We start from the raw sequence: 23,236 nt of genomic DNA on the forward strand, positions 1-23,236 counted from the left end.
TCAGGACCCGCCGTCGCCCGGGTTCGGCGTCCAGGCGACCCAGCGGTCACCCGTCGACGTCATCGACCACGGGCCGCACCGCAGTACCGAGGTGGCCTCGTACACGTCCGGCGCACCGTCGACGTCCATCGTCGGCGCGGACTGCCGGGGCGTCGTGCGGCAGGCGTCGTCGGTGACACCGTCGGTGCTCGTGAAGACCAGCGTGGTCGGGGTCGCGTCGGAGCCCTTCCCGCCGGTGCCCGCGACCGAGGTGATGTCGCTGGCGTCCGAGGGCAGCCAGTCGGGTGCGGAGTCGAGGTCGGCGCGGGTCGAGGCCTCGGAGGTCACCCGGTCGTGGGCGAGGTCGCCGAGGGCCGAGCAGCCGGTGAGCGTCAGGGCGCCGAGGGCGAGCACGCCGACGGCGAGGGGAGCGGTGATCGTGGAGCGGGGCATGTCGAGCCTTTCGTGTCTGGGACGATCACAGCGCACCGCGGCCCACGGCGGGATCGGCACAGCGGAGGACCGACGTGCTCCTCCGGGATGACATCCGGTGCCGCGCCTACTCGAACATCGCCCGCAGGTCGGCGTACGGATCGCCGTCGTGCACGTGCGCCGACGGCGGCTCCGGCCAGTGCGTCGTGCCGTCGTCCGGCCAGCAGGGCACCACGTGGAAGTGCAGGTGCGGCACGCTCTGCCCGGCGTCGGTGCCGGAGGCCTGCAGGAGGACGGTCCCGGTCGCGCCGAGGGCACCCCGCAGGGCGAGGCCGACCCGTCGCGCCAGCGCCGTGCAGGCTGCGAGCGAGGTGGGGTCGGCGCTGAGCAGGTCCGCGGTGTGGGCGACCGGGACGACCAGCGTGTGCCCGGGCGCCAGCGCCGACGCCGGGAGCGGAGCGAAGGCGACGGCGTGCTCCTCGCGTTCGACCCAGGTGACCGGTTCCCCGCCGGCGATGATGCTGCAGAACGTGCACGACTCCATCGCTCCAGTCTGGTCGACGCCGACCAGGGTGGAGTGAGGTCGTCCTCGCGGAGGACGCGACCGACACGGGGCGCGTCCTAGCGTGGGACCTCCGACGACGAAGGAGGACGACGTGTTCGAGAACCTCGCTGGTGCCCACGTGCTGGTGCTCGTGCTGCTGCTGACCCTGGACGTGCTGGCGCTGGTGCAGGTCTGGCGCGACCGACGCCGGAGCGACGCGGTGAAGATCGTCTGGACGCTCGTCATCGTCCTGGTGCCGGTCGTCGGTGTGCTCGGTTGGGCGCTCAACTGGCTCCTGGGGAGGGCGGCGGACGGCCTGCAGCGCACGGGGCGCTGACCTTCCGGCCCCTCCGGCCCGTCCGGGGCGTCCGAGGTGTCCGAGGTGTCCGAGGTGTTCGCGGTGTCCTCGGCGTCCGCGGGTCGGATCGGGGGACAAGAACCGCACAGCCTGCGGATCGCCCCGAGGGCCCGGCCTAGCGTGGCATCGTCATGGCAGCCGAACACCGCAGACCCGTCGAGCCCGATGCGGCTCCCACCGTCGCGCACCACACCGCGCACCACGCCGCGAGCGCCGAGCAGCCCTCGGGACCGCAGGCCGAGCAACACCCCGAGCAGCACCCCGACCAGCAGCAGCCGACCGGCGGACGACCGGCGCAGCAGCAGGACGACGCCCCGGACCCGAACCGGTGGAAGGCACTCGTCATCTGCCTGCTCGGCGGCGGCATCGTCCTGCTCGACGTGTCGATCGTCAACGTCGCACTCCAGTCCATCTCGAGCGGCCTGAGCGGCGCGACCCCCGAGGCCGTCCAGTGGATCCTGTCCGGGTACGCCCTGGCGTTCGGACTGCTGCTCGTGCCCGGCGGCCGGCTCGGTGACGCCGTCGGCCGTCGCCGCATGTTCGTCGTCGGTGTCGCACTCTTCACGGTGGCGAGCGCGCTCTGCGGCTTCGCCCCGAACGGGTTCGTGCTCGTCGTCGCCCGCCTGGTGCAGGGCCTGGCCGGCGGTCTGCTCACCCCGCAGGTCACCGCGCTCATCCAGCAGCTGTTCCGCGGCAAGGAGCGCGGCACCGCCTTCGGCCTGTTCGGCGCGACCGTCGGCATCGCCACCGCGATCGGTCCGCTCGTGGGCGGCCTGCTCATCACGGCGTTCGGCACCGAGAACGGGTGGCGCTTCGTCTTCTTCGTGAACCTGCCCGTCGGGCTCGTCACGATCCTGCTCGCCTTCCGCTACCTGCCCACCACGCCGAAGGCGGAGCGCGGCCAGAAGCACGACTTCGACCCGGTCGGGATCGTCCTGCTCGGCGCCGCGGTCGTCGCGCTGCTGCTGCCCTTCGTGCAGTCGGAGCAGTGGAAGAGCAACGCCAAGTGGTGGCTCATCGTCGCCGCGGTCGTGTTCGCGGTGTTGTTCGTGGTCTGGGAGCGCCGCTACGGCCGGGACCACGAGCCCGTGGTCGACCTGCGGCTGTTCCGCCGTCGGTCGTTCTCGCTCGGGGTCGGTCTCGCCACGGTCTACTTCGCCGGGTTCACCCCGCTGTTCTTCGTCCTGACCCTGGCGCTGCAGTCGGGCCTGCAGTACTCCGCGCTGCTCGCGGGTGTCGCCTCGGTGCCGTTCGCCATCGGCTCGGGCATCGCGTCGACCGTCGGCGGCCGGATCGTGCACCGCTTCGGTCGGCAGCTCATCGTGGTCGGCACCGTGCTGGTGCTCATCGGCCTCGGCGCGGTCATCTGGGTCGTCGCGGACCACTACGGGCCGGACCTCGGCTGGTGGCTCGTGCTGCCGCTGCTCGTCGCCGGCATCGGGTCGGGCCTGACCATCTCGCCGAACCAGACGCTCACGCTCTCCGAGGTACCGGTCCAGCAGGGCGGGTCCGCCGGTGGCCTGATCCAGGTCGGAGCCCGCGTCGGCTCGGCGATCGGCATCGCCGCGGTCGGCAGCGTGTTCTACTCGTCGCTCGCGAGCACGAAGGGCGACTACTCGCAGGGCCTGCCGCTCGGCCTCGGGGTCTCCCTGGTCTTCGTCGCGGCGGCGCTCGTCGCGGGGATCGTCGACGTCGTGGTGGGGAAGGTGCGCGGGACGGAGGCATCCGTCTGAACGGACGCGACCGCCACGTGGTGCCTGACCGACGGACGGGAGGCGCGGTGCCAGCGAGCACCGCGCCTCCCGTCCGTCATCCCGTGCGGCCCCGCCGACGGTGGCCGGACGACGACCGCGCGTCATCCCGCAGGATGATCCGCCCGGACGCCCCGCGGCCCTAGGTTTCGAGCAGCGGGGCGCTCCCCGCAGCCGAACCTGGGGGAATCCGTGACCCGACACCCGAAGCGACCGTCCGCGGTCCGCGCCGCCGCCGTGCTGGCGATCGCCACCGTCCTGGGCGGCGCGTTCGTGACGCCCGCGCACGCCGACCCCGCTGGCCCCGCAGCTGCCGCCCCCGTCGCGCAGGGCGAGGACTGGGCGGTCACGCCCGCTGCCGGCGGGTACGACGTCACGCTCGACCTCGACGCACCCCTGCCGGTCCGGGCAGCGGCACCGGTCCTGGTGGTCGACGGTCAGGAGATCGGCGTCGCCCGCACGAGCCTCGACCAGCGGCAGGTCTCCGTCACGACGACCGATCCGGCGGTCGCGCGGGCGTCGGACGTCGCACTCGCCTGGACGAGCGACGTCGACGCCTCCGCCCCCGCCGCGACCGAGCAGGCCGTCGCGCCGCAGGCCGCCCCGACCGATGCACCGGCACCGATCGACGCCGATCCCGCCGCGGCCGGACCGTACGCCGTCGCCCGGGCGGACTACGACCTCGGCGACCAGGCGGTCCGGCTGCGCGGACTCGGCGGACGCAAGGGCGAGATGCGTGCCGCGGTGTACGTGCCGGAGGGCGCCACGGGGAAGCGACCGGTCGTGGTCTTCCTGCACGGACGCCACGAGGCATGCGTGGGCGGAACCCCGACCGACGCCGGCTGGCCGTGCGGCCGCGGGCAGACCGACATCCCCAGCCACCTCGGGTACGACGCGGCCGGCAACGCGTTGGCGAGCAACGGGTACGTCGTCGTGTCGATCTCGGCGAACGCGGTCAACGCACTCGACGGCACGTACGCCGACGACGGCGGTGCACTGGCCCGGGGGCAGCTCGTGCTCGACCACCTGGACCTGCTCCGACGGGCGGACGCCGGGCAGGAGCCCCGACTGTCGCCGCTGCTCGTGGGTCGGCTCGACCTGGACGACGTCGGGCTGATGGGGCACTCCCGCGGCGGGGACGGCGTCGTGCGGGCCGCCCTGCTGAACCAGCAGCGTCCGGCGCCGTTCGGCATCAGGGCCGTCATGCCCCTCGCGCCCACCGACTTCGGACGCATGACGCTGCCGGACACCGACACCGCCGTCGTGCTGCCGTACTGTGACGGCGACGTCTCCGACCTGCAGGGCCAGCACTTCTTCGACGATTCCCGCACGTCCTACGGCGACGACGTCCTGCGCGCATCGATCCTCGTCATGGGCGCGAACCACAACTTCTTCAACACCACGTGGACGCCCGGCAAGTACCCGCTCGCGTCGTCCGACGACTGGTGGGACGACGCCGACGCGGTGTGCGGGCCGGAGGCGGAGCACACGACGCGGTTGTCGGCCGACGCCCAGTCCGCCGTGGGCGCGAGCCTGGTGAGCGGGTTCTTCCGCCTCACGCTGGGTGACGAGCAGCAGTTCCTGCCGTACTTCGACGGCAGTGGACGGAAGCCCGCCGCGCTGGGGACGGCGGACATCCGCGTGTCGGCGTCGCTGCCCGGCGCCGGACGCCGTGACCTCGCGCTGTTCGAGTCCGCGGCGGCGGGCGTCACGACGACCGGGCAGGTCACCGCCGTCACGTGCGCGAGCGTCACCGACGTCGAGTCCCGGCCGGCGCTGCCCGCGTGCGTCTCCTCGTCGTCGAACGCCCCCGACTTCACGCCCGCGTGGCTCGCTCCGGCGGTCCCCGCGACACCGTCGCTGCACGTGGCCCCGACGCGGACGCCCACCGGCGGTCAGGTGCACGTCGCCGTGCCGGCATCACGGGGCGACCTCAGCGGCCTCTCGGCCCTGTCGGTGCGGATCGCGCCCGACGACACCTCGCGGACGAACGCGGACGTGTCGCTCAGCGTCCGTGACGCTGCCGGGCACGTCGCGACGCAGCGGCTCGCGGACGTCAGCCGCGCCGGGCAGCGCCTGCCGGGGACGCGGAACGCACCGCGCAAGACCCTGCTCCAGCAGGCGCAGGTGCCGCTCGCGGCCTTCGCCGGCGTCGACCTGACCGCCGTCCGCGAGGTCACCGTCGACGTGCCGTCCGGCAACGGCGGTGTGCTCCTCAGCGACCTGTCCGCACTGCCCGCCTCCTCGCTCGGCGCCCCGCGGGTCGTCGACCGCCCGACGGTCCGGATCGCCGACCGCGTCGTCGACGAGGGGTCCCGACGCGGTACCGTCCGCGCGGCCGTCGTGCTGTCCCGCCCGGCCGAGCGGTCGACGACGGCGTACTTCGACCTCGCCGAGGCGTACGACGACCACGTCGTCCCGACGATGCGGCGCGTGACGTTCCGCCCCGGGGAGCAGTGCCGGACCGTCGCGGTGCCGGTCCTCGGCGACCGGCGCGCGTCCAGCGACCGCACGACCGACTACCCGATGACCGTCAGCAACACCCGGGGCGGAGCGGTGCTCGGCGACGTGACCGGCACGCTCACCGTGCGCGAGGACGACGGTGTGGTGGACGAGCGTGGTCGTGTCCTCGCGTCGGCACCTGCTGTCGGCAAGGCCGGTGACGCGTGCGCCGAGGCGCTCGCCGCCCCGACCACCGTCCGGGCGACCAGCGCGACCGTGCAGCGGGGGAAGCGCGTCACCCTCGTGTCGAGCGGGTTCCGCGTCGGCGAGTCCGTGTCCTTCCGCGTGGACGGTCGTCAGGTCGGCCGCGCGACGGCGGACGGGCAGGGACGCGCCGCGTTCGCCTGGTCGGTGTCCCGGTCGTCGACGACCGGTCCGCGCGCGGTGACCGTCTCGGGGGCTGGCTCGCTCCGGACCGGGTCCGGTACCGTCACGGTGCGGAAGTGACGAGCACGGACGCGACCGGAGGACCCGAGATGACGGAGCAACGAGTGCAGGGTGCTGGACGACCGGGGCGCCGACCGACGGTGGTCACCGCGGCCGTGGCGATCTGGGCGGTCGTGCTCGTCGTGCGGATCGTCACCGTCGCGATCGGTGCGGTGCGTCTGGCGCAGGACGAACCCGGTGCGCTGCCCGCGGCACTCGTCGGCGGGGTGCTCGGCATCGGCATCTGCGCGCTGCTCGCCTGGGCGGCCCTGCTCACGTGGCGCGGTTCCGGCACCGCACGGGTGTGGCTCGGGGTGCTGGGTGCCTTCGCCCTGGTGGACGTCGTGATCGCCGTGGCCGTCGGGAGCGCGGACTGGCCCACGCTCGAGCCGGTCGCCGTCGTCGCCGCTGCCGTGCTGCTGTCCCTGCCGTCGGCACGCCCGTGGTTCCCTCGCTGGGAGCGACGCCCGCGTGCGCAGGAACCGAGGACCATCGGCTGGGACCCGCAGACCGGGGAGCGGATCACGGAGCCGCGCGAGGCCGCCGACCAGCGCTGATCACGCAGCGCCAGCGCGCGACACGCCGAGCCGGGAACCGATCGCGCCGGTGCGGACACCACCTGACATGAACCAGATCACGGGGGACCGGGTCGACTGGGCCCTGAGCCTCGCGGGGGACGGGCAGGCCTTCGGCAGGGTCTTCGACCGGCACGCCGCGAGGCTCCGGCGACATGCCGTCGGCCTCGTCCCGGCAGCAGCACCGGCCGACGCGGACGACGTCGTCGCGATGACCTTCCTCGAGGCCTGGCGGCGCCGCGACCACGTCCGCTTCGTCGACGACTCGCTCCTGCCGTGGCTCCTCGTCACGGCGACGAACACCGCGCACAACGTCACCCGGTCGGCGCACCGGCACCGGGCGTTCCTCGGCCGGTTCCCGGCACCCGAGCCGGCGCCCGACCCAGCGGAGCAGTTCGGCGACGGCGGTGCGGTCGCGGCCATGGGGCGGCTGTCGCTCGACGACCAGCGCGTCCTGACCCTCTGCGTGCTCGAGGGACTCAGCGAGCGCGAGGCGTCGGCGGTGCTCGGCGTCGCCCCCGGGACCGTCAAGTCCCGACTCCACCGGGCGAAGGCCCGGCTCCACAAGCGGTACACAGCCACAGCGGAACCCCTCGGAGGCGCACTGTGAACGACGACTTCTCCCCCCGCCTGACCGCCATGCGCGACGCGCTCGTCGCGGAGGTCGACCGCACCGGTGCTCCGCGGACGGCCCCGGCCCGTCACCGACGCCCGACGCGTGCCACCGTGCTCGCCGTCCTCGCCGCGTTCGTGGTCGGCGGCGGGCTGACCGGCGGCCTCACCGCAGCGGCGCTGCCGGGCGCGGACCCCGACGCCGCGGTCGAGACCGGGCTGGCGATCTCCGCCCGGTACCAGGTCGAGGAGGGCGACCACGCGCGCGTGCTCGGGGACCCGGTCTTCCTCGTGGCGCACGGGGACCGGACGACGACGGTCGTCGATCCGCCCCGCGGTGCGGACGCACTCACCGTCGCGTGGACCTGCCTCGATGCCGGGAGCTTCCGCGTCGAGGTCGACGGCACCCCGGTCGGCGGCGAGTCCTGCACCCCCGCGCGCGACGGCCGCGATCCGGTCACGGTGGGCCTCCTGCCGGTCGACGACGGGGCGGTGCGGGTGACGGTCGCGGCCTCGGGATCGGCACGGTGGGCGCTGTGGACGTCGTGGACGGAGCGGGCGACGATCGCGGGACCGTCGCCGCAGCAGGACGCCGAGACCGACGACGGGGTCGTCACGTTGCAGGAGTACACGACGGCGTTCAACCGGCTGCAGGCGTGCATGGCGCAGGCCGGCCACCCGATGGCCGTCGTCCCGCTCACGTACGCCGCGGACGGCCTGTCGCGCTCGACACCGGGCGGCGACGGGCCCTGGTACCGGTACGGCATCGCGTCGGAGAGCATCGAGGTCTACGACACCCAGTGCTACCCGCGCGAGTTCGAGGCCGTCGACACGATCTGGCAGGGCGAGCACCCGGAGCCCTGACCCGGCACCGCGGCGGACGGGAGGCACGGCGCCGGCTGGCACCGTGCCTCCCGTCCGTCAGCGGTGCGCGTTCCGCGACGTCGCGGCTGTCGAACGACAGCGGTCTCGTCGCAGGACGCGTGTCACGAGCCGCCGTCCGCGTGCCTCACACGCCCGCGGGCACCGCCACCCGCGTCAGCCGCACCGGCACGGCCTTGGACACCGGGGTGTTGCTGCCCTTCGCCGCGCTGTCGAGCGGCACGAGCACGTTCGCCTCGGGGAAGTACGCCGCCGCACACCCGCGAGCACTCGGGTACGCGACGACCCGGTAGTCGCGCAGCACGCGCTCGACGTCGTCGTCCCACACCGTCGCGACGTCCACCCGGTCGCCGTCCTGCAGCCGGAGCTCGACCAGGTCGTCCGGGTTCACGAAGACGACGTGGCGGCCCTTCTTGATGCCGCGGTACCGGTCGTTCAGGCTGTAGATCGTCGTGTTGTACTGGTCGTGCGACCGCAGCGTCTGCAGCAGCAGGGTGCCCTCGGGGCGCTCCACGTGCTCGAGCTCGTTCAGGGTGATCATCGCCTTGCCGGTCTTCGTGGCGAAGGTCCGGGAGTCGCGGGGACCGTTCGGCAGGACGAAGCCCTCCTTGCTCGCGGCGCGGCGGGAGTAGTCGTCGAAGCCGGGGACGACGTGGCTGATGTGGTCGCGGATCACGTCGTAGTCGTCCCGCATGCCCTGCCAGTCGACGGCGACGCGGTCGCCGAGCGTGGCCTTCGCCAGCTCGCAGACGATCGCGACCTCGGACAGCAGCCCGGGGGCGACCGGCGGGACCTGCCCGTGGCTGCCGTGCACGGAGCACACGGTGTCCTCGACCGAGACGAACTGCGGACCCGCAGCCTGCACGTCGATCTCGGTGCGGCCCATCGTCGGCAGGATCAGGGCTTCCTCGCCCACGACGGCGTGCGACCGGTTCAGCTTCGTCGACACCTGCACCGTCATCTCGGTGCCGCGGAACGCCGCCTCGGCGAGCTGGCTGTCGGAGATCGCGGCGACGAGGTTGCCGCCCATCCCCATCCAGAACTTGATCTCGCCGCGCTGCATGGCCGTGATGCCCTTCAGCGCGTCGACCCCGTGCTCGCGGGGCGGCTCGAAGTGGAACTCCTCCGCCAGGGCGTCGAGGAACGAGTCCGGCATCTGCTCCCAGATGCCCATCGTCCGGTCGCCCTGCACGTTGCTGTGCCCGCGGATCGGCGAGGCACCGGCGCCGGGTCGACCGATGTTCCCGCGGAGGAGCAGGAGGTTGATGATCTCCTTGATCGTGTCGACGGCCTTGGTGTGCTGCGTGATGCCCATCGCCCACGTGATGATCGTCCGCTCGGAGCGCATGTAGCGCTCGGCGAGCTCGTCGATCTCCTCGGTGGTCAGGCCGGTGGCGCGGAGGACCTCGTCGTCGTCGACCCGCAGGACGTGCTCGACGAACGCCTCGTACCCGCTGGTGTGCTCGGCGATGAAGGCGTGGTCGACGACCGTGCCGGGGGCAGCGAGCTCGGCCTGCACGACGCGCTTCGCGAGCGCCTGCAGCAGGGCCATGTCACCGCCGAGCCGGATCTGCACGAACTGGTCGGCGATCTCGGTCCCGCGGCCGACGATGCCCCGGACCTTCTGCGGGTTCTTGTAGCGCTTCAGGCTCGACTCGGGGAGCGGGTTGACGGCGACGATCTCGGCGCCGTTCTCCTTGGCGTCCTCGAGCGCGGTGAGCATCCGGGGGTGGTTCGTGCCGGGGTTCTGGCCCATCACGATGATGAGCTCGGTCTCCTCGAAGTCGTCGTAGGCGATGGTCGACTTGCCGATACCGACGACCTCCGCCATCGCGAGGCTCGTCGACTCGTGGCACATGTTCGAGCAGTCGGGCAGGTTGTTCGTGCCGAAGGCGCGCACGAAGAGCTGGTAGACGAAGGCCGCCTCGTTCGAGGTGCGCCCGGAGGTGTAGAACGACGCCTGGTCGGGGGAGTCGAGCCCGTTCAGCTTGTCCGCGATGATCCCGAACGCCCGCTCCCAGCTGACCGGCTCGTAGTGGTCCTTCCCCGCGGGCTTCCACACGGGTTCGGTGATGCGGCCCTGCTGTCCGAGCCAGTACTCGGTCTTGTCGGCGAGGTCGTGGACCGAGTGCTCGGACCAGAACGTGCGCGGCACGAGCAGCGGGGTGGCCTCCCACACGACCGCCTTGGCGCCGTTCTCGCAGAACTCGGCGGTCTTGCGCTTGTCCGGGTCCGGCCAGGCGCAGCTCATGCAGTCGAACCCGCCCTTCTGGTTCAGGTTCAGCATGAGCTTGGCGGTGCGGGCCACGCCCAGCTGCTCGATCGCCGGGGCCATCGAGTGCAGGACGCCGGGGACGCCTGCGGCCCACTCCTTCGGTTCGCCGACCGTCATCTCGGCGTCGGTCACGTCGTCCTTCGGGGGCTGTTCGGTCACGGTGCGCTCACGGTCTCTCGAGGGGCTGGTGCTGGTTCGGTGATGCGTTCGGGGCGGCTGTAGACGACCATGCTCTGGCCGCGCAGGAAGCCGACGATCGTGATGCCGACCTCCTTCGCCAGGTCGACCGCGAGCGACGACGGCGCGGACACGGCGGCGAGCACCGGGATCCCGGCCATCGAGGCCTTCTGCGTCAGCTCGAAGCTCGCCCGGCCGGAGACCATGAGGACCGTGCCGCGCAGGGGCAGCCGTCCTTCCTTCACGGCCCACCCGACGACCTTGTCGACGGCGTTGTGCCGACCGACGTCCTCGCGGAGCACGAGCATCCGCCCGCTGGCGCCGTCGAACAGCGCCGCGGCGTGCAGTCCGCCGGTCTTCTCGAACACGTCCTGGGCCTCGCGCAGCCGGTCGGGGAACGTCGCGAGGAGCGCCGGGTCGAGCACGAGGTCGTCGTGCAGGACGCTGTGCTGCGAGGTCGTGCGCACGGCGTCGATGCTGGCCTTGCCGCACAGGCCGCACGAGCTCGTCGTGTAGAACGCGCGCTCCAGGCTCGGGTCCGGCGCGGGGACGCCGAGTGCGAGCGTCACGTCGAGCACGTTGTAGGTGTTGAGCCCCTCGTCCGTCGCCCCGGCGCAGTACCGGGCGGCGGCGAAGTCGTCACCCCGGGCGATCACGCCCTCGGACACCAGGAACCCCGCGGCGAGGTCGACGTCGTTGCCGGGCGTCCGCATGGTGATCGCGAGCGAGTTCCCGCCGACGCGGATCTCGAGCGGCTCCTCGACGGCCAGCAGGTCGTCGCGCACCGACCGGGACGTCGCGACGGTGATGCGGGTGACGCGCTTCCGCGCCGTGATCCGGCTCATGCTCCGGGTCTACCACCCGTGCCCGGCACCCGCCAGGGCGGTGCGGTTCCCGCACGCCGTCCTGTGGCGGTCCTCAGGCCCGCTGTCGGACCGTCCGGTGCGCCCGTCAGCACCACGGCAGCCGGACGGGAGGCACGTCCTCGCCCGCCACGCCGCCCCCGGCCGGGACGACCAGCAGTCCGTCCGCGTCGGCCAGGCCCCGCAGCATCGCCGAGGTCTGGTGCGACGCCGGGACGGCGCCCTCGGGCGTCGCGCGGTACGCGAGCACCAGCGCGCCCGGCCGGTCGTTGGGCACGTCGACCGCGAGCCGCACCCGTCCCACCGGCTCGAGCGGCCGTCCGAGCAGTCCGGCGACGAGCGGTCCACCGAGCAGCACGAGGCCGACCATCGCGGCCATCGGGTTGCCTGGCAGGCACAGGAACACCGTCGGGCCCCGGCGGGCGAGGAGCATCGGTCGTCCCGGACGCACGTCGACCCGGTCGACGAGCAGCTCGGCCCCGATCCGGGCGAGCGCACCGCGGACGTGGTCGGTCGACGAACCGGCCGTGCCGCCCGTGCTCACGACGAGGCGCTCGCGAGCGGCGTCGAGCACGCGGGCGGTGGTGTCGGGGTCGTCCGGCACGCGGTCCGAAGAGACGGGGTCGGCACCGAAGGTCCCGAGCACCGCGGGCAGGGTGTGCGAGAAGACGTCGCGGACCTGTCCGGGTCGTGGGACCCCGGCACCGACGACCTCGTCGCCGAGCACCGCGACCCGGGCGGTCGGGACCGGCGCGACGCGCACGTCGTCGACCCCCGAGGCGGCTGCCAGCGCTGCACGCGGCGGCGTGAGCACCGTGCCGCCGGCGAACAGCACCTGGTCACGGGTGACCTCCTCGCCCGCCGGTCGGACGTGTCGGCGGGTGGACGGCGTGTGGCGGACCAACCGGCCGTCGCCGACCGTGGCGTCCTCGGACCGCACCACGGCCTCCGTGCCGGGCGGGACGGGTGCCCCGGTCGTGATCGGTCGGGCGTGCCCGGTCGGCAGCGGCACGTCGGAGGGGACCGCTCCGGCGACGATCGGCGCGCCGAGCACCCACGGCCCCGGTCCCGCGACGGCCCACCCGTCCATGGCTGCGCCGTCGTGCCCGGGGACGTCGCCGCGGGCGGCGAGGTCGCCGGCGAGCGTCCGGCCGAGCGCCGACGCCAGGTCGAGCCGGACGGGTCCGGCTCCCGGGTCGGTGGCGGTGTCGGCGGCGAGGCGGACGCCCTGCCGGTGTGCCTCGTGCCGGGCGTCGGACCAGGACGGCAGGACCAGCGTCACCGGGCGTCGGACCCGGTGGTGCCGTCGATCCGGCCCGTGTGCTCGGGTCCGTCCGGTCCGTCGGTCGTGTCCGGGGTGTCCCTGTGCGCGAGCGCGAGCCGCGTCGCGGTCGCCGCGGCATCGGCCAGGTCCGCCTCCGACCCGCCGCGGAGCCCCGCGGCGTACCCGACCAGGAAGGTGGTCAGCGGAGCAGCCGGACGGGCCACGCCGTGCGCGGCGTCACGGGCGAGGTCGAGCACGACGTCGCGGTCGAGCGCAGCGCCCTCGGGGAGGCCGAGCGCCTCGGCGAGCTCGGCGGTCCAGGCGGCGAGGACGTCGTCAGTGGTCATGCGGTCAGTCAAGCAGCCGAACGTCCGCCGTGGCCCGCACGGCGTCCTCCGGTTCGTCCACGTCCGCACAGAGTGCGGCGGGCAGCGGGACCTCGACGAGCCGGAGGCCGCCGGTCAGCCGTCGCACCGCCGCGCCGGTCGGGTCGCCGAGCGCCCGGACCGCAGCGCGCAGCGCGTCCGAACGGTACAGCGCGAGCAGGTGCTGCCGACGCCCGTCCTCGTCGACCGCCACCAGCCCGTCGGCGCCCCCGGCGCCCGTGATCGCCCGCACGAGCCGATCGACGGCGGCCTCGGGCCGGACCAGGTCGCACGCGAGCACGAGCGTCCACGGAGCGGGGTCGGCCACGGCAGCGAGTCCGGCGGCGATCGCGGCGACCGGGCCGCCGAAGGGCGGGTCCTCACGGACCTGCACGACGCCGGCCGGCGCGGTGCGGCCGGCGCGGAGTCCGACGAGCACCACCGTCCGGGCACCGGCAGCAGCGGCGATCGCGTGGCCCGAGAGCGTCTGCCCGCCGGAGACGAGCGCGGTCTTGTCGACCCCGCCCATCCGCGACGCCCGGCCCCCGGCCAGCAGGACGGCGTCGTGCGGAGCGACCTCGGCATCCCTCATCCCTGCACCGTAGCCGGACGGAGCGGGGTCGTCAGGAGCAACGCTCCAGCGCGTACGACTGCAGGGCTCCCCAGGGCGTCGTCCGGACGCCGACCGCGGCGCCCCAGCGGTGCAGCACCCGGCAGCCGAGTGCGTCCGTCGCCCGGCGGACCGGGTCGGAGGCCCGGGCGTCTGCCGACACGACGAACAGGCGCTCGCGGCCGGAGTGCACCGCTGACTCGATCTGCGCCGTGGTGAAGACGGGCACCTGGCCGGAGAAGCCGCCGTCGGTCAGGACCTCGTCGCCGGTCGCCCCGATGACATCGGAGGCGACCTGCCACGAGTCGGTCAGGAACAGGGGTGCGCCGTCACGACCGCCACCGGCCTGCCGGGCGTCCGTGACCAGTGCCCGCTCCGCAGGGGGCAGGTCGGTGTCGCCGCCCCACGGGTCGGGCGGCGAGACGGTGAAGGCGTCGTCCGCTGCCGGAGTGAGACGGTCGTCGGTGCCGATCCTGCCGGTACCACCGCGCCCGAGGGCGACCGCTCGGAGCGGCCGCTGCCCGTTCCGGCCGTCGATGCCCTGCCCGAGCCCGACCGAGGCGTCCGCACGGCTCCCGTCACGAGCGGCGTCGAGCGCCTGCAGGGAGAAGCACGCGGGCCCGAGCACGACCGCGGCGACGAGCAGGCCCGCCGCGGTCCGTCGCCCCGCCCCGCCCGGCGCTCGTCCGGTCGCCGCCGGCCCGGACCGACGGCTCCGGACGCCGAGCACGACGAGGGCGGCGGCGGTCGTGCCGACGGCGACGGTCGCGAGCAGCGCCGGCTCTGCCGAGGTGCGTGCGAGCCAGGTCCACCAGGCGCCCTGCAGGACGAGCAGCCCGGCGGGGACGAGCCGCAGTCGGCGGTCCGGAGCGTCCGCGAGCCGGGCGGCTCCCCACCAGCCGAGGGCGGCGAGGGCGGCGAGCTGCACGCCGATGCCCGCGACGTAGGCGGTGTGCGGCAGGTGCATGACGGACAGGACCACCACCGCGGTCGCCAGCCAGACGACCAGCGTGCACAGCGTGGCGGAGGGGACCCGGGCCTCCCGGACGGTGCGTCGCGGCCACCAGCGGAACGCGCCGAGCACGATCCCGGCGAGCGCAGCGGGCCACGACCACCCGACCTGCGAGGCGTAGCGGGGCGAGAACAACTGCAGGAGCGGGTGTCCGGCCGCGTGGCCGACCGCGAGCGACCACCGGTCCGCGGCCGCGTCACCCGCGGTCCGCAGCGCACTGACGGCGCCCGGCCAGGCTCCCGGCAGGAACCGGTCGACCCCGTTGTAGCCGAAGACCATCGCGAAGACGCTGTCGTCGGTGGAGCCGTCGACGAACGGGTGGTCGGCCGTCGGGAGCAGGGCGACGACGACCGACCACCCGAGGCTCGCGACCAGCGTCGCCGACACCAGGGCGGCGAGGTGACCGGCGGCCCGACGCCAGCGCGGACCCGGACCGGCGGTCGCGACGAGGGTGCCGACCACCAGCGCCGGGAGGACCAGCCACGCCTGCAGCATCTTGGCCTGGAACCCGACGCCGACGAACAGCCCCGCGAGCAGCAGCGGCCACCAGGTGCGGGTCAGGGCGGCGCGTTGCCACCACACGAGGGCGACGGCGAGCGCAGCGGTGAGCAGGCCGTCCTCCATCGGGTGGCCGAACATCGACACGAAGATCGGGGTCGCGGCGGTCAGCGCGGCCGCGACCAGACCGGCGCGGGCCCCGAGCCAGCGGAGCACGACCACCGACACCGCCATCGTGGTGACGGCGCCCTCGACGACCTGCGGTAGGCCCATCGCGGCCGCGGACATGCCGAAGAGGTGCACGCTGATCGCCTGGGGGACCGCGAAGCCGGCGAGCTTGTCGAGGGTGACGGTCGCATCCGGGTCGAAGGAGCCCGAGAGGAAGGCCGGCAGGGACTCGGACATGGACCGGACGGCGCTCGCGTAGAAGGACAGGTCGCCGCCGCGGCCGAGGTTCCAGCTCGTGAGCACCGCGCCGAGCACCACCCCCAGGGTGAGGGTGGCCTGCTCCCACCGGCTCTGGTGCCACCACCGGGCCGGGCGTTCCGCGGCCGCGTCGATCGTCGTCGTCATGCGGTGACTGTCCCGCGGCAGTCGATGGAGCAGCCGTGCGGAGCCGCCCGGGGGCAACGGATCCGTTCAGCCAGGCCCCCAGGGAACCGCGGTCTCCGGACGACGGTGGGGTCGGGGCTGTCGCGTCCGCCGAGCACCAGCTATGTTCGGCAGCGCAACAAAACCGGACGACGGTGGCGACGCGGCCGCCGGAGGAGCAGCCCATGGTCGAGCACGGAGTCCAGCACGAGTCGGTCGCGCACCGCACCGGCGAGACCGTCCTGACGGTCGTCGACCACCACGGCGCACCGCTGCCGGACGTCGCGGTCGCCGTCGAGCAGACCCGGCACGCCTTCGGGTTCGGCAACATCGGGTTCGACTTCGTGGAGCTGGCGAACGACGAGGTCGACGGTGCCGGACGGGAGCGCCTCGAACGCCTCGCCGACCTGTACGCTGACGTCTTCACGACTGCGACGCTGCCGTTCTACTGGGGGCGCTTCGAGCCGGAGCGCGGGCGCCCGGACACCGCTCGGCTCCGGCGCACCGCGGAGTGGTTCCGCGACCGGGGGATCGCGCTCAAGGGGCACCCGCTCGTCTGGCACACCGTGCAGCCGGACTGGCTCCTCGGGCTGCCCCTCGACGAGGTCGAGCAGCTGCAGCGGGAGCGCATCCGCCGTGACGTCGGCGACCTCGCCGGGCTGGTCGACACGTGGGACGCGATCAACGAGGTCGTCATCATGCCCGTGTTCGACAACGGCGACAACGCCATCACCCCGCTCGCCCGGGCGAAGGGCCGCATCCCGACGATCCGGATGGCGTTCGAGGAGGCCCGCGCCGCGAACCCGCACGCGACCCTGCTGCTCAACGACTTCGACCTGTCGAGCGCGTACCAGTGCCTGATCGAGGGCGTGCTCGAGGCCGGCGTGCAGATCGACGCCATCGGGCTGCAGACCCACATGCACCAGGGGTACTGGGGTGAGGAGACGATGCTCGCGATGGTCGACCGCTTCGCCCGGTACGGCCTGCCGCTGCACCTGACCGAGACCTCGCTCGTGTCGGGTGACCTCATGCCCGCGGACATCGTGGACCTGAACGACCACGTGGTGGACTCGTGGCCCTCGACGCCCGAGGGTGAGGCCCGACAGGCGGACGAGGTCGAGCGGCACTACCGGAGCCTGGTGGGGCACCCCGCGGTCGAGGCGGTCACCTCCTGGGGCATCACCGACGCGGGCGCCTGGCTCGGCGCGCCGATCGGGCTGGTCCGCGAGGACGGGACGCCGAAGCCGTCGTACGAGGCGCTCCGTCGCCTGGTGAAGGACGAGTGGTGGACCGGGCCGACGGTGCTCCGCACCGACGAGCGCGGGCAGGTGCGGGTGCGCGGGTTCCGGGGGGAGTACCGGGCCGAGGTGCGGGGCGCGTCGGTAGCGGTCACCGTCGGGCGCGAGCCGGCCGAGCAGCGGGTGGTCGCGTCCGCGACGTGACCAGCGGCGGACGGGAGGCGCGGTGCGGGTCCGTCCCGTGCCTCCCGTCCGCCCCGGTGCGTCGTCAGTGCTGCTTCCGGGCCTGGTGCCGCGCGACCCGGTTGCGGTTGCCACAGCCGGCTGCGGTGCACCAGATGCGGTTGTGCCGCGGTGAGGTGTCCAGGTACACCCAGCCGCAGGCGTCGTCCCCGCACTGGCGCGCGCGGCTGAGGTCCGAGGTGAGCAGGTCCTGCGCTTGCCGGGCGATCAGCGTGCGGGGACCGGTGAGGCCGGTCGGTACCGACCACGACCAACTGCTCCGGTCGGGATCGCGCACCAGGGACGAGCGCTGCACGGCGCCGGCGTACTCGGAGGCGACGAGGTCGACGGCCGTGTCCGAGCCCTGGAACACGGCCTCGTAGATCGCTTCGCGCAGCCTGACCACCGCTGCCAGCTCCCGGGCAGCGACGTCCGGCACCTCGGCCGCCGCGGCCCGGAGGTCGCCGAGGTCGGCGCAGCCGGCGATCTCCGTGGACCAGCGGAGGAGTTCGTCGAACGTCGGGAGGGTGTCGATCGAGCGCGCGTCGTCGAGGCGCCAGTGGACCGTGTCGACGAGGTCCAGGGCCAGGTGGCCTGCGACCTTCGGGAACGCGGGCTTCGCGGGTGCGTCCATACCCCCAGCCTAATGGGCGTGGAGGCTGTACGCCATTAGCGAAGGTCTGGCAGGGTCTAATGCATGAATGACTCTAGAGCCATTAGTCCACCACGCCTCGGCGCCGACTTCTCGCGCCTCTGGACAGCACTCGGTGCGTCCGCTGTCGGCGGGCAGGTCAGTGAACTCGCGGTGCCGCTCCTCGCCGTCGTGGTCCTCCACGCCACCGCCGGCGAGGCGGGGCTGCTCGGTGCCGCCCGGTGGGTGCCCTTCCTGCTGCTCGCCCTCCCGCTCGGCGTGGTGATCGATCGGTGCCGGAGGCGGCCGGTCCTCGTGGCCGCCGACGTGGTGCGGGCGCTGCTGACGGTCGGTGTCGTCGTGCTCGCGGTGACGGGTGCGCTGACGCTCCCACTGCTGGTCGTGGCGGTCGCCGCGCTCGGTGCCTGCACGGTGGCGTTCGAGGTCGGGTACCAGTCCTTCCTCCCCACGGTCGCCGGGCGCGACCAGCTGGAGCGGGCGAACGGGCGGCTCCAGGCCACGTCGTCCGTCGCCGAGGTGGGTGGCCCGGGCATCGCGGGCCTGCTCGTGCAGGTCCTGACCGCACCGTGGGCGCTCCTCGCGCACGCGGTGACGTACGTGGTCTCGGCGGTCGCGCTCGCTCGGATCCGTCGTCCGGAAGCCAGACCGGTACCCAGCGGGCACGGCGTGCTCCGGGATCTCCGCGACGGCCTCGACCACGTGCGGAGGGACCGGTACCTGGTCTCCCTCGTGGGCTTCGCTGCGATCTACAACCTCTTCGCGCAGTGGATCCTCGTCCTCTTCACCGTGCATGCGGTCCGACAGCTGGGCATGACCGCCGGTGAGCTCGGCGCGGTCTTCAGCCTCGGCGCGGTCGGCGCCGTCGTCGGGGCGGCTGCCGCGCCGAGGACGGTCCGTCGGTGGGGTGTCGGACCGGTCCTCGTGGCGTGTGCTGCCGTCGAGTGCGTCGCGCTGTTCGCCCTGCCCGCCGTCGGACCCGACTGGCCGCGACCCACGGCGACGGCGGTCCTCGTGCTGGCGTTCGCGTGCAACGGTGCCGGGACAGCGCTCTCGAGCGTCGTCGCGCTCACCCTGCGGCAGCTCCGGACGCCGGACCACCTGCTCGGGCGGGTCAACGCGACCATGCGGTGGATCAGCTACGGGGTCATCGCCGTCGGGGCGGCGCTCGGCGGACTCGTCGGCGATGCCCTCGGAACGAGGGCCGCGATCGCGATCGGGTGTGCGGGCAACCTGCTCACCGTGGTCTGGGTCGTCTGCTCACCCCTCAGGCGCATCCGCGAGCCACGGGGAGTGCGCGTCTCGGATCCGGTCACGGGACGCCCGAGCGACCGGGGTGCAGGCGGGTGAGTGCGGTCCGGCGGCCACGGCCCGGTCAGGGCGCCGGCGCGTCCTCGTCGTTCCTCCGGCGGTGCGACCGTGACCGGGCTCGCGCTGATCCGTCAGCCCAGGTCGAGCGTCCGGCCGAACGTCCGCGTGACGGGCGGCGCGGCGACGATCGCCGCGAGGGCCCTCGGGGCACCCTCGTCGGTCGCGCGCCAGGCGACGTAGGCGTCGTGGTCGGCGGGCGTCGTCCACCGCTCGAGCACGACGAGGTGCAGCGGGTCGGAGTCGTCGACCAGGACCTCGAGCGACTCGTTGCCGGCGAAGGTCGCCGTCTGGGCGAGGGTCTCGCGGATCGCGGAGTCGATCGTGTCCTGCGCGACGTCGTCTCGCAGCTGGACCTCGAGGAGGACCGTCTGGGTCATGTGCGTGCCTTTCGTCAGGTGCTCGTTCTCGGCACCCGTCCGTCGGGTGCCGAGTGCGCCAACGTCCGGGTGACCCGTGGTGTTCCGCGGACCGACGGAGAAGTGCAGAACGCAACGTCGGCGACTGCTCGCAGCGGTGGGGCGTTGCGGGGAACTGCCGGGGTTGCGCGTTGCGGGCCCGACGCCGACACATGTCGGAAAGAAAGCTTCCGGAGGAAGGTTTTCGGTGTTACTGTCCTGATCACCTAGCAGCACTAGGTATTCGAGAGGGCACGCCGCCCCCGATGGCTCGAGGAGGAGTCATGTCGACACCGACGTCGAAGGAAGAACCGCAGTCCGGTCTCGCCGGTACCGCGAACCCGCCGGTCACCGCGGCCGCGGGAGCCACGAGCACCGACCCCGCAGCCGCATCGCGTGCGTTCTCGGTCGAGGGCCTCACGCAGAACGTCAGCACCGTCCGGGTCGGCCCGAAGTACCTCTGGGCACTCAGCCTGGCCCAGTTCGGCCTCTTCGCCGCCCTGCTCACCCCGGTGTTCGTGGGCATGGCGATCAAGGCGACGGTGCTGAACCCGGACAGCCCCGAGACGATCGTCGGGTCGGTCCTGCCGTTCGGTGCCCTCGGCGCCCTGCTCGCCAACCCGCTGGCGGGGGCACTCTCCGACCGCACCCGCACGCGCTGGGGTCGCCGTCGGCCCTGGATGGTCGGTGGCGTCGTCGTCTTCGTCGTCGCGCTGGCCTGGCTCGCGTTCGCGCCGGACGTCCTGCAGCTCACCATCGCGTGGGTGCTCGCCCAGGTCGCCGCGAACGCCGTCCTCGCCACCCTGACCGCGAGCTTCGCGGACAACGTGCCCGAGTTCCAGCGCGGCAAGGCGTCGAGCGTCATCGCCCTCGCGCAGAACATCGCGATCCTCGCCGGCCTCTACCTCGCCGTGTACCTGGTCGGGAACCTGCCGGTCCTCTTCATCGCGCCGGGCATCCTGGCGATCGTCGTGATCCTCGTCTACGCGGTCGTGGCCCGCGACGAGCTCCCGGCCACGACCAAGCCCTTCAGCTGGGTCACCCTGATCGCGTCGTTCTGGACGAACCCGATCAAGCACCCCGACTTCGGGCTCGCCTGGTGGGGCCGCTTCCTCATCACCTTCGGCACGTTCATGTTCACGACGTACCGCGTGCTGTACATGCAGGAGCAGATCGGGATCGAGGACCTGGCCGAGGCCACCGCCACCGTCGCGTTCGGTGTGCTCCTGTACACGGTCGCCCTGCTCGTCAGCGCCGCGGTCTCGGGCTGGGTGTCCGACCGCGTCCGACGCCGCAAGGTCTTCGTCTGGGGTTCCACCGCCCTCACCGCGGTCGGCCTGGTGATCCTCGCGCACGTCGACAGCGTCGGCGGGTTCTACTTCGCGGAGATCGTGCTCGGGTTCGCCTTCGGCATCTACGCAGCGATCGACACCGCGCTCGTCGTCGACGTGCTGCCCGACCCCGAGCGTCCGGGCAAGGACCTCGGTGTCATCAACATCGCCAACGCCCTGCCGCAGTCGCTCGCCCCGGCGGTCGGCCTGTTCCTGCTGGGCCTCGGCGGCGGCCAGAACTACACGCTCATGCTCTGGGGTGCCGGCGTCGCCGTGCTCCTCGGTGCGCTCGTCATCCTCCCGATCAAGAAGGTCCGGTGACCACCGTGGCACCCCGCATCTCCCTCCAGCTCTACACGGTCGACAAGGCGCTGGCGCCCGACCTCGACGGCGGCGTCGCCCGCCTGGCCGGCATCGGGTTCGACACCGTCGAGGCGTTCGCCTTCGTCGGCCGCGCAGCCGAGCTCCGGACGGCGTTCGACGCGCACGGCATCAGCGCCCGCACCGGCCACGCCTTCCTGGTCGAGGAGTCGATCCCGCTGCCGGACGGCACGGTGATGACCGCCCCGTCGCACGCCGAGACGTTCGCCGAGGCGTCGGCGCTCGGCATCGAGATCGTCATCGACCCGTTCGTCGGTCCCGGCCACTGGACGACCCGCGAGGGCGTCGAGCGGGTCGCCGCCCGGCTGAACGCCGCCGCCGAGGAAGCCGCCGTCCACGGCCTGCGCGTCGGCTACCACAACCACGACCACGAGCTCCGGCCGCGCATCGACGGGAAGCCCGCGCTCCAGGTGCTCGCCGAACTGCTCGACCCGCGCGTCGTGCTCGAGCTCGACCTGTACTGGGCGTCCGCCGCGGGCATCGACCTCGTGCCCTTCGTCGAGGAGCTCGGCGACCGCATCGTCGCCGTGCACGTCAAGGACGGCCCGATGCGCGAGGGGATCTCCACCGCGCAGGTGCCGACCGACCAGACCCCGGCCGGCCAGGGCGACGTCCGGCTGGCCGAGGCGCTCGCCGCAGCACCGGCGCTCGAGTACGCCGTCATCGAGTTCGACGGCTTCGACGGGGAGATCTTCGACGGGGTCGAGCAGTCGTACCGCTGGCTGCAGGCCGCGCTCGCCGGGTCGGACGAGACCGCCACCACGGGGGTGTCCGCATGACCCGCACCGGCCGCGTCGGCGTCGGCTTCATCGGCGCCGGGATGATCAGCGAGCAGTACCTGACGAACCTCACGACCTTCCCGGACGTCGAGGTGGTCCGGATCGGCGACATCGACACCGAGCGCGCCGCGGCGTCGGCGGCGAAGTGGGGCATCCCCGCGTCGGGCACCGGCGACGAGGTCCTCACCGACCCCGACGTCGAGATCGTCGTGAACCTCACCCTGCCCGCCACGCACGTCGAGGTCTCCACGGCGGCACTCCGCGCCGGCAAGCACGTCTGGAGCGAGAAGCCGATCGGCGTCGACCGCGAGAGCGCCGCCGGACTCGTGGCGCTCGCCGACGAGCTCGGCCTGCGTCTCGGCATCGCACCGGACACCGTCCTCGGCACCGGGTGGCAGACCGCGAAGCGCGCGATCGAGGCCGGCGCGATCGGCACCCCCCTCACCGCCGTCACGAGCTTCCAGTGGCAGGGACCGGACGTGTTCCACCCGAACGCGTCCTTCCTCTACGCGAAGGGTGCCGGCCCGCTGTTCGACATGGGCCCGTACTACTTCACGGCGCTCGTGCACCTGCTCGGCCCGGTCGCGTCCGTCGTGGCGACGGGGTCCCGGTCGCGCGGCACCCGGCAGCTGGTGGTCGGTCCGAACGCCGGGCAGGAGTTCCCGGTCGAGGTCCCGACGCACCTCTCGGTGCTCACGTCCTTCGAGCAGGGCGGGAACGCGCAGTCGCTGCTGTCGTTCGACACCCCGCTGTTCCGGCACGGCGTCTTCGAGGTGAACGGCACCGAGGGCACGATCGTGCTCCCGGACCCGAACACCTTCGGTGGCGGACACCCGATCCGCATCGCACGACCGCTCGGCACGGACGTGTCGTTCCCGATCGAGCAGGCGTGGGAGACCCTCTCCGACGAGGAACCGACGGTCGGCCGCGGCCTCGGCGTGCTCGACATGGCACGGGCGATCCGCGGGGGCGGTGCGCACGTCGCGACCGGCGAGGTCGGGTACCACGTGCTCGACACCATGGTCGCGGTCGAGGAGTCCGTCGCGCGCCGCGCGTTCGTCGAGGTCGCGTCGACGGTGGCGCCGATCGCGTCGCTGCCCGAGGACTTCGACCCGCTCGCCGCGACCCTCGAGGGTGCGTCCGCCACGGTCTGA

21 protein-coding genes are annotated in these 23,236 nt (G+C 73.4%); 11 read left to right on the forward strand and 10 right to left on the reverse strand.

All coding sequences use genetic code 11. The annotated features are described in order from the left end of the window. Together ACIQFY_RS04605 and ACIQFY_RS04610 are read right to left on the reverse strand one after the other, a co-directional pair. Nucleotides 1–432, reverse strand: a complete 432-nt coding sequence (locus ACIQFY_RS04605; RefSeq protein ID WP_400338463.1) for a hypothetical protein — start codon at nt 430–432, stop codon at nt 1–3. Between the two features lie 106 nt (nt 433–538). Next, nucleotides 539–955, reverse strand: a complete 417-nt coding sequence (locus tag ACIQFY_RS04610) for an HIT family protein (protein WP_209685867.1) — start codon at nt 953–955, stop codon at nt 539–541. Nucleotides 956–1,067: 112 nt separating this feature from the next. Between ACIQFY_RS04610 and ACIQFY_RS04615 the strand changes: the two genes are divergently transcribed. The 6 genes from ACIQFY_RS04615 (at nt 1,068) to ACIQFY_RS04640 (ending at nt 8,043) form a co-directional block, all read left to right on the forward strand. Then, nucleotides 1,068–1,292: a PLDc N-terminal domain-containing protein gene (locus ACIQFY_RS04615; protein ID WP_400338465.1), complete on the forward strand. Its 225-nt coding sequence runs from the start codon at nt 1,068–1,070 to the stop codon at nt 1,290–1,292. 152 nt (nt 1,293–1,444) lie between these two features. Continuing rightward, nucleotides 1,445–3,046, forward strand: coding sequence for an MFS transporter (locus ACIQFY_RS04620; RefSeq protein WP_400338467.1), 1,602 nt, complete (start codon nt 1,445–1,447; stop codon nt 3,044–3,046). Nucleotides 3,047–3,256: 210 nt separating this feature from the next. Continuing rightward, on the forward strand, nt 3,257–6,013 hold the full coding sequence (locus ACIQFY_RS04625) for a hypothetical protein (protein WP_400338469.1): 2,757 nt from the start codon (nt 3,257–3,259) through the stop codon (nt 6,011–6,013). A gap of 29 nt (nt 6,014–6,042) precedes the next feature. After that, entirely contained in the window at nt 6,043–6,549 is a 507-nt protein-coding gene (locus ACIQFY_RS04630) for a hypothetical protein (protein ID WP_326496829.1), read from the forward strand. 67 nt (nt 6,550–6,616) lie between these two features. Continuing rightward, nucleotides 6,617–7,177 (forward strand): RNA polymerase sigma factor, encoded by a 561-nt coding sequence (locus tag ACIQFY_RS04635; protein WP_400338471.1) that lies wholly within the window; start codon nt 6,617–6,619, stop codon nt 7,175–7,177. Then, nucleotides 7,174–8,043, forward strand: a complete 870-nt coding sequence (locus tag ACIQFY_RS04640) for a hypothetical protein (RefSeq protein WP_400338473.1) — start codon at nt 7,174–7,176, stop codon at nt 8,041–8,043. The genes ACIQFY_RS04635 and ACIQFY_RS04640 overlap by 4 nt, the downstream gene beginning before the upstream one ends. Nucleotides 8,044–8,188: 145 nt before the next feature. Here ACIQFY_RS04640 and ACIQFY_RS04645 read toward each other — a convergent pair whose 3' ends face one another. The 6 genes from ACIQFY_RS04645 to ACIQFY_RS04670 all read right to left on the reverse strand — a co-directional run bounded on the left by ACIQFY_RS04645 (nt 8,189) and on the right by ACIQFY_RS04670 (nt 15,698). After that, a complete protein-coding gene (locus ACIQFY_RS04645) occupies nt 8,189–10,453 on the reverse strand; it encodes an FdhF/YdeP family oxidoreductase (RefSeq protein WP_400339219.1) in 2,265 nt (754 codons plus the stop codon). A gap of 38 nt (nt 10,454–10,491) precedes the next feature. Beyond that, nucleotides 10,492–11,358 (reverse strand): formate dehydrogenase accessory sulfurtransferase FdhD, encoded by an 867-nt coding sequence (gene fdhD / locus ACIQFY_RS04650; RefSeq protein ID WP_066656158.1) that lies wholly within the window; start codon nt 11,356–11,358, stop codon nt 10,492–10,494. Between the two features lie 106 nt (nt 11,359–11,464). Further along, nucleotides 11,465–12,658 carry a molybdopterin molybdotransferase MoeA gene (locus tag ACIQFY_RS04655; RefSeq protein ID WP_400338475.1) on the reverse strand — a complete coding sequence of 398 codons (1,194 nt, stop codon included), beginning with the start codon at nt 12,656–12,658 and terminating at the stop codon, nt 11,465–11,467. Further along, nucleotides 12,655–12,987 carry a DUF6457 domain-containing protein gene (locus tag ACIQFY_RS04660; protein ID WP_326496832.1) on the reverse strand — a complete coding sequence of 111 codons (333 nt, stop codon included), beginning with the start codon at nt 12,985–12,987 and terminating at the stop codon, nt 12,655–12,657. Before ACIQFY_RS04660 ends, ACIQFY_RS04655 begins: the two co-directional genes overlap by 4 nt. A 4-nt stretch (nt 12,988–12,991) precedes the next feature. Further along, on the reverse strand, nt 12,992–13,597 hold the full coding sequence (locus ACIQFY_RS04665) for a molybdenum cofactor guanylyltransferase (protein ID WP_400338476.1): 606 nt from the start codon (nt 13,595–13,597) through the stop codon (nt 12,992–12,994). Between the two features lie 31 nt (nt 13,598–13,628). Continuing rightward, the gene (locus ACIQFY_RS04670; protein WP_400338478.1) at nt 13,629–15,698 is read right to left on the reverse strand and encodes a glycosyltransferase family 39 protein; all 2,070 of its coding nucleotides are present in this window, start codon (nt 15,696–15,698) and stop codon (nt 13,629–13,631) included. Nucleotides 15,699–15,901: 203 nt separating this feature from the next. Here ACIQFY_RS04670 and ACIQFY_RS04675 point away from each other — a divergent pair, with 203 nt between their 5' ends. Continuing rightward, nucleotides 15,902–17,158, forward strand: a complete 1,257-nt coding sequence (locus ACIQFY_RS04675) for an endo-1,4-beta-xylanase (protein ID WP_400338480.1) — start codon at nt 15,902–15,904, stop codon at nt 17,156–17,158. A 64-nt stretch (nt 17,159–17,222) separates the two neighbouring features. On the opposite strand, the gene ACIQFY_RS04680 is transcribed toward ACIQFY_RS04675, so the two are convergent. Further along, nucleotides 17,223–17,810 (reverse strand): CGNR zinc finger domain-containing protein, encoded by a 588-nt coding sequence (locus tag ACIQFY_RS04680; protein WP_400338482.1) that lies wholly within the window; start codon nt 17,808–17,810, stop codon nt 17,223–17,225. A 63-nt stretch (nt 17,811–17,873) separates the two neighbouring features. Here ACIQFY_RS04680 and ACIQFY_RS04685 point away from each other — a divergent pair, with 63 nt between their 5' ends. Next, nucleotides 17,874–19,175, forward strand: coding sequence for an MFS transporter (locus ACIQFY_RS04685; protein ID WP_400338484.1), 1,302 nt, complete (start codon nt 17,874–17,876; stop codon nt 19,173–19,175). A gap of 92 nt (nt 19,176–19,267) precedes the next feature. On the opposite strand, the gene ACIQFY_RS04690 is transcribed toward ACIQFY_RS04685, so the two are convergent. Then, entirely contained in the window at nt 19,268–19,573 is a 306-nt protein-coding gene (locus tag ACIQFY_RS04690) for a putative quinol monooxygenase (protein WP_066656138.1), read from the reverse strand. 302 nt (nt 19,574–19,875) lie between these two features. On the opposite strand from ACIQFY_RS04690, the gene ACIQFY_RS04695 reads away from it, so the two are divergent. The 3 genes from ACIQFY_RS04695 to ACIQFY_RS04705 are packed head-to-tail and all read left to right on the forward strand — an operon-like array spanning nt 19,876 to nt 23,236. Beyond that, a complete protein-coding gene (locus tag ACIQFY_RS04695; RefSeq protein ID WP_066656135.1) occupies nt 19,876–21,243 on the forward strand; it encodes an MFS transporter in 1,368 nt (455 codons plus the stop codon). After that, the gene (locus tag ACIQFY_RS04700; RefSeq protein WP_400338487.1) at nt 21,240–22,082 is read left to right on the forward strand and encodes a sugar phosphate isomerase/epimerase family protein; all 843 of its coding nucleotides are present in this window, start codon (nt 21,240–21,242) and stop codon (nt 22,080–22,082) included. Before ACIQFY_RS04695 ends, ACIQFY_RS04700 begins: the two co-directional genes overlap by 4 nt. Beyond that, nucleotides 22,079–23,236 carry a Gfo/Idh/MocA family oxidoreductase gene (locus ACIQFY_RS04705; RefSeq protein ID WP_311206640.1) on the forward strand — a complete coding sequence of 386 codons (1,158 nt, stop codon included), beginning with the start codon at nt 22,079–22,081 and terminating at the stop codon, nt 23,234–23,236. The genes ACIQFY_RS04700 and ACIQFY_RS04705 overlap by 4 nt, the downstream gene beginning before the upstream one ends.

This window comes from Curtobacterium sp. NPDC092190 (genome assembly GCF_044755625.1).
In the GTDB taxonomy this organism is placed as follows: domain Bacteria; phylum Actinomycetota; class Actinomycetes; order Actinomycetales; family Microbacteriaceae; genus Curtobacterium.